The 6,306-nt window shown below is 63.7% G+C and carries 5 protein-coding genes; 2 read left to right on the forward strand and 3 right to left on the reverse strand.

What is annotated here, in order from left to right; genetic code table 11:
- Positions 1–50 precede the first annotated feature (50 nt).
- From ACE03M_RS06315 to ACE03M_RS06325, 3 genes are read right to left on the reverse strand one after another with little or no spacing between them, the layout of a single operon-like run.
- Positions 51–908 (reverse strand): MaoC family dehydratase, encoded by an 858-nt coding sequence (locus ACE03M_RS06315; protein WP_485933177.1) that lies wholly within the window; start codon positions 906–908, stop codon positions 51–53.
- Positions 905–2,257 carry a 3-oxoacyl-ACP reductase gene (locus ACE03M_RS06320; protein WP_485933178.1) on the reverse strand — a complete coding sequence of 451 codons (1,353 nt, stop codon included), beginning with the start codon at positions 2,255–2,257 and terminating at the stop codon, positions 905–907. Before ACE03M_RS06320 ends, ACE03M_RS06315 begins: the two co-directional genes overlap by 4 nt.
- Positions 2,254–3,543 carry an acetyl-CoA C-acetyltransferase gene (locus ACE03M_RS06325; RefSeq protein WP_485933179.1) on the reverse strand — a complete coding sequence of 430 codons (1,290 nt, stop codon included), beginning with the start codon at positions 3,541–3,543 and terminating at the stop codon, positions 2,254–2,256. The genes ACE03M_RS06320 and ACE03M_RS06325 overlap by 4 nt, the downstream gene beginning before the upstream one ends.
- A 58-nt stretch (positions 3,544–3,601) precedes the next feature.
- Between ACE03M_RS06325 and ACE03M_RS06330 the strand changes: the two genes are divergently transcribed.
- Positions 3,602–4,189 carry a TetR/AcrR family transcriptional regulator gene (locus ACE03M_RS06330; RefSeq protein ID WP_143921699.1) on the forward strand — a complete coding sequence of 196 codons (588 nt, stop codon included), beginning with the start codon at positions 3,602–3,604 and terminating at the stop codon, positions 4,187–4,189.
- The gene (locus ACE03M_RS06335; protein ID WP_485933180.1) at positions 4,186–6,252 is read left to right on the forward strand and encodes an acyl-CoA dehydrogenase family protein; all 2,067 of its coding nucleotides are present in this window, start codon (positions 4,186–4,188) and stop codon (positions 6,250–6,252) included. Before ACE03M_RS06330 ends, ACE03M_RS06335 begins: the two co-directional genes overlap by 4 nt.
- Positions 6,253–6,306: the final 54 nt, after the last annotated feature.

Genomic DNA, 6,306 nt, shown 5'->3' on the forward strand with positions numbered 1-6,306 from the left:
GCACGGCACTCAACTGATTCTGCTGAGGTCCCACCGGCGCTTGCACAGGCTCATTCACCGAGTTCTGAGACCTCTGAGAGGATGTGCGGTTTGCCGGATTTGAGATCGAAGACGGCGAACTTCGCGGCCTCGCGCCTCTGGCCCTCGGTGATGGCGAAGCCAACGGTCGACGGCAGCAGCACGGGCTTGGCGAACGACACATCCCATCGGTAGGACCCGAGCCTCGTATCGACTGCGGACAGGGCGCGCGAGGCACCGTACATTCCGTGGGCGATGAGGCGCGGGAAGCCGAAGCCCTTCGCCGCCAATCCGTTGAGGTGGATCGGGTTGTAGTCACCCGAGGCGTGAGCATAGCGCTGGCCGATGATCGGGTCGAGTCGCCACAGTGCGCTCGGGGTGGGAGCAGTGAACTCCTCCCGCGGCGGCTGTGGCTTCGCTTCTGCATTGGGCAGCTTCTTGCCCTTAGCCAGATAGGTCGTGGTCTCCCGCATGCGCAGCGCACCCTCAACCTTCGCCTCGACGATGACCTCGATCGTGGTTCCGGCCGCATGCTGGTAGGGACCGGCCAACTCCACATGGAAGTCGACGCTGTCACCGATATGCACGGCGCCGAAGCTGTCGATCCTGTTGTGGATGTGGACCATGCCCATCATCGGCAGCGGCACCTCGGGGTCGCCGAGCAGTTGCATGCTCAGCGGGAACGCGAGGACGTGAAGGTAGCCCGGGTGGACGGTGTTGCCCAGCCCGGCACCGATGACGGTGGTGAAACCGGCGTAGGCATCGGCCTCGATCGGCATGCTGCGATCCAGGGCGCGGCTTGGCAGGTCCGGGCTCGTGCGTGTGCCCAGCGGCAGAGCCTTGAGCACGGCCTTGGCATAGAGCGGAAGCATCGAATCCTTCGCCATCATGCACCCACCATGTTCTGGCCGCACACCCGCAGCGTCAGACCATTGATCCCACGAGCCCCCGCCGAGGCGAGGAATCCGATGGTCTCGGCCACGTCGACGGGCTGTCCGCCCTGCTGAAGACTGGATAGCCTGCGGGCAACCTGCCTGGTCAGGGCTGGCATCTTGGCCGTCATATCGGTTTCGATGAAGCCGGGAGCCACAGCATTGATCGTTCCTCCGCGCTGCGCGAAGTCCGGCGCCGAGGCGGCGGTGAGTCCGATGACTCCGGCTTTCGAAGTTGCGTAGTTCGTCTGCCCGCGGTTGCCTGCGATCCCCGAGGTCGAGGCCAGCGACACGACCTGGGCGCCCTCGGCGAAGAGGCCCTCAGCCTGCAGGTGGGCGTTGATGCGGGCCTGGGAGGCGATGTTGACGGCGATGACGGAATCCCAGCGGGAGGCATCCATATTCGCCAGCATCTTGTCCCGGGTGATTCCGGCATTGTGGACGAGGATGTCGACGGGGCCACCGACTGCCTCGGCGATCTTCTCCGCCGCGGTCTCCGCGGTGATGTCGAGCTGGAGCGATCTGCCGCCGACTTCGTTCATCACCTCAGCCAGAGCCTGCCCGGCCTGCGGCATGTCGACGCCGATGAGCTGTGCACCGTCACGGGCAAGGTTGCGCGCAATCGCAGCACCGATACCACGAGCGGCACCGGTCACGACTGCGGTGCGTCCTGCCAGCGGGCCCGCTTCACCGGTGGAGAGGAATTCCTTCATCCCCATCGGGGTGCCGGCCTGCGTCGAGACGGTGATGAACTGGCCCGAGACATAGGCTGATTTGCCAGAGAGGAGGAACCAGAGTGCGGTGGACACCGAGGGTGCCTGCACGTCGACGCCGTCGAGGAGGATCCCGTTGGCGGTGGCTCCTCTGCGCATCTCGTGAGCTAGGGACCGTGTCAGGCTGGTGATCCCCTGAGTCGCGGCTGCGAGTTCCGGGCTCTGCTGCTGCGGGTTCGGGGCAGCAGAGATCGTGATGACGCGTCCGCAGCGGGCCAGTGAACGCAGCGCAGTTCCGACCTCGAGCACGGTCGCCGACAGGTCGGCGGGCGCGGTGGCTTCGTCGAAGACTGCGATGATGGCTCGCAGGGACTCCCCCGAGTTTGCGTGGCGTCGAACCTCGAGGCCGTTGTCCAACAGCAGGTCAGCCAGCTTCTGCGCCTCGGGTCCGGCGCCGAGTACGAGCACCGGCTTCCGACGGTAGTCCGCCGGAGTTGAGTCGAAGCGGTGCAGTTCGACCGGCTGCGGCAGGCCCAGTGTCTTCGCGACCTGTTTCAGTGGGCCGTTGACCAAGTCCAGGTAGGTGTCTTTCATGCTGCCTCCACAATCGCAGTGAGTCCCTGGCCGCCTGCAGCGCAGATCGAAACCAGCGACCTCTTCTTGCCGGTGAGCTTGAGGTACTTCGCGGTGGAGGCGATGATGCGCCCACCGGTCGCCGCGAACGGGTGTCCGGCGGCGAGGCTTGAGCCGAGCGGATTGAGCTTGGCCCGGTCGATGCTGCCCAGGGCCCCGTCGAGACCGGCCTTGTTTCGGCAGAACTCCTCAGACTCCCACGCTGCCAGATGAGCAAGCACTGTCGAGGCGAAGGCTTCGTGGATTTCGAAGACGTCGAAGTCTTCGAATGTCAGACCGTTACGGGCCAGCAGACGAGGAACCGCGTAAGCGGGGGCCATGAGCAGCCCTTCGGAACCGTCAACGAAGTCGACGGCGGCCACTTCGGCATCGACGAGTCGAGCCAGCGGGGTGTATCCGTGTTCGTTCGCCCAATCTTCACTGCCCAACAGCACCGAGGAGGCGCCGTCAGTGAGTGGAGTCGAGTTGCCCGCAGTCATCGTTGCCGGGGTCTTCAGGTTGCGACCGAAGACCGGCGCCAGCTTCGCCAGCGATTCGACGCTCGAATCCGGGCGCAGGTTCGTATCGCGACTCACGCCGAGGTAGGGAGTCGAGAGATCATCGAAGAAGCCCTCGTCCCAGGCCTGGGCCAGGTTGCGGTGCGAGGCCGCCGCGAGTGCGTCCTGAGCCTCGCGAGTGATCTGCCACTCGGCTGTGGTGATTGCCTGATGCTCGCCCATACTCATACCTGTGCGAGGTTCACCCGTTGAGGGAGCCTGCGGGGCAAGGTATGCCGGACGAATCTGAGCGGCGATCTTGGCCCTCTGGGCCAGCGTCTTCGCCCGCGAGAGTTCGAGCAGAATCTCACGCATCGAATCATTGACGACGATGGGGGCATCCGAGGTCGAGTCGACGCCCGAGGCGATACCCGACTCGAGCTGACCCGCATTGATCTTGTTGTTGAGGCTGACGACGGTCTCAAGACCGGTCGCGCAGGCCTGCCCGACATCGAAGGCCGGGGTAGTCGGCGATAGGGCAGAACCGAGAACGGCCTCGCGAGTCAGGTTGAAGTCCTTCGAGTGTTTGAGGACTGCGCCTCCGGCGACTTCGCCGATGCGTTCTCCGGCGAGCCCGAAGCGAGCGACGAGACCATCAATGGTGCTGGTGAGCATATCGAGATTGCTGGCCTTCGAATACTGCTTGTTCGAGCGAGCGAACGGAATGCGGTTGCCGCCAAGGATGACGGCGCGCTGGGTGGGAGTGGACATTTGCACCTCCGGTATATGGATTTAACTGCTACCGACAGTACCTGATACTGTCTGTCATATGAAATCGCTCACAGATGGTCGTTCCACCCGGTGGCAGCAGCATCGCGACCTCAGACGCCGTGAACTGCTGCGCGCGGTCCGGCATGTCGTCGACGAGCACGGAGACGAACTGTCGATGGAGCAGATTTCGGAATACTCGGGAACGACGAAGTCGGTGCTCTACCGGTATTTCACGGATCGTGCCGGACTGCAGGCGGCAATGGGCGAATGGGCGATGGATGTCATCTCCAAATCACTCGATGACGCAACAGCAGCCTCGGCGCAGGATGCACTGACGGAGATGATTCACGCCTTCGTCGCGCTCGCTGCAGAGTCACCGAACATCTACCGATTCTGCGATACCGCGGTCAATCGCTTCGCCCCCACAGAGACTGGTGGCTTCTTCAATTCCATCGCCGGCCTTCTGGCCGAGCGGCTCGGTCTCGGAGGATCACAGGGGCAGCTGTGGGCAGCGGGTGCAATTGGCTTCGTGCGCGCTGCAACCGAAAACTGGCTGACCGACCCCAGCCGCCCCGATGAATTCGCCACCGCAATCAGTCAATGGCTCTGGGCCTCGCTGCCCGCAAAACTAGGAGTAGACGAATGAAGCTTTCCCTTGATCCACAGGCGATCAACACCGCACTCGACGGACAGTGGGCCGAGGCTCGACGTCAGGGGCGCACCCTGGCACTCGAAGAGATCACCCATGAAGACCCGGCCGATGACCTTGAGACCACACGAGCGAAGACGCTCGCCGGGGTGAAGCTCATGGCTGACACCGGACTGCCGATGGTGGCCCTGCCACCGTCACTCGGCGGACGCAATAAGCATGCGACCAATATCGCCAGCTTCGAGGAGACCGTCACCGCCTCCCCCAGTCTCCAGGTCAAGGCAGGAGTCCAGTTCGGACTCTTCGGCGGAGCGATCCTGCACCTGGGCAACCCCGAGCAGCACGATGCGTGGTTGGTCGCAGCACAGAAGGGCGAACTTCTGGGATCCTTCGCAATGACGGAGATCGGACACGGCTCCGATGTGGCCGCGGTCGGCACCACGGCGACCTATGAGGCCGAGAAGGAAGAGTTCGTCATCAACACGCCCTTCCGTGCCGCGACCAAGGAATACATCGGAAATGCCGCCCGTGATGCACGTGCCGCGGTCGTCTTCGCCCAGCTCATCACCAATGGGGTCAACCATGGTGTCCATGCGTTCTTCGTGCCGATCCGAGATGAGAGCGGCACTATCCTGTCGGGCATCAGCATCGAAGATGACGGCTACAAGGGCGGGCTCAAGGGCGTCGACAACGGCCGGATCGTCTTCGAGCAGGTCCGCATTCCTCGATTCAATCTTCTCGATCGCTACGGCGCTGTGAATCCCGCAGGCGACTACACCTCCCCCATCGACTCCCCCGGACGTCGCTTCTTCACGATGCTCGGAACCCTCGTCCAGGGCCGTGTCTCCCTCGACGGTGCGGCCATCGTGGCCTCGAAGCTGGCGCTCGACATCGCCGTGCGGTACGGACTCGAACGCAAGCAGTTCACCTCCGTCGACGACATCAACGAGACCACCCTGCTGGACTATCAGCAGCACCAGCGCCGCCTTATGCCGGCCATCGCCTCGGTCTACGCCTCGACCTTCGCCCACGAGAAGCTGCTCACCTCGTTCGAGGAAGTCTTCTCCGGGGCCGACGAGAGTGAGGAGAATCGGGCTCTGCTCGAAACCCGAGCCGCAGCGTTCAAAGCCGACACGACATGGATGGCCCTCGATGTCATCCAAGAGGCCAGGGAAGCCTGCGGCGGCGCCGGCTACATGGCCGAGAACCGCCTCGTGGGACTGCGCGCCGACCTCGACATCTACGCCACATTCGAGGGCGACAACACGGTGCTCCTGCAGCTGGCAGCCAAGCGCCTCCTCGGCGACTATGCAAAGGAATTCGCGAACATCGACGTCGGCGGGGCCGCCCGCTACATCGGCACCCAGGCGGCCGAGCACACGCTCTACCGCACCGGACTGGCCAATGCGGGACTCGCCATCTCCGACGTATTCACCCCCAACCTCGGCGATAAGCGGATCCGCTCCGGACGCCTGCAGCGTTCGCTTCTCGAGACCAGGCTCGAAGTCATGGTCTCCGGACTGGCCCAGGCTCTGCGTCCAGCGATGAAGATGTCAGCCGCCGATGCCGCGGACCTGTTCAACTCCAATCAGCATGAGTTCATCGAAATGGCCCGCGCCTACGTCGAGTTGGAGAAATGGAAGGCCCTCGATGAGGCGATGAGGGAGCAGCAGGACCCGGACCAGAACAAGCTGTTCCGACGTCTGCGCGACACCTACGGTCTCAGCCTCATCGAGAAGCATGTTGGCTGGCACCTCATGTACGGTCGTCTGCCGATGCTGCGTGCTCGTCAGCTCAACGAGACGCTGAACCGCCTGTGCGAGAAGCTGTCTGCCAATGCCTTGGATCTGGTGGACGCATTCGGCTACGGCGACGATCACCGCCGTGCCACGATCTCGACCGGAGTCGAGGCTGAGCGACAGGACGAGGCCGCCGACTACTACCGTCACTCCCGTGCGCAGGAGGACTATGCGGTGCCGGAGAAGCAGCTGCGCAAGGCAGAGAAGGCTGCGCGGAAGGCAGCTGAGAAGGACGGCCGCAAGGTGAAGGCTGGAAAGTAGAAGTCCTGACGGGCAGTAGTCCTGACAGGTAAGTGAGAGGGGGGGGGGGGGGGG

The organism is Brevibacterium sp. AGC70 (assembly GCF_057334195.1).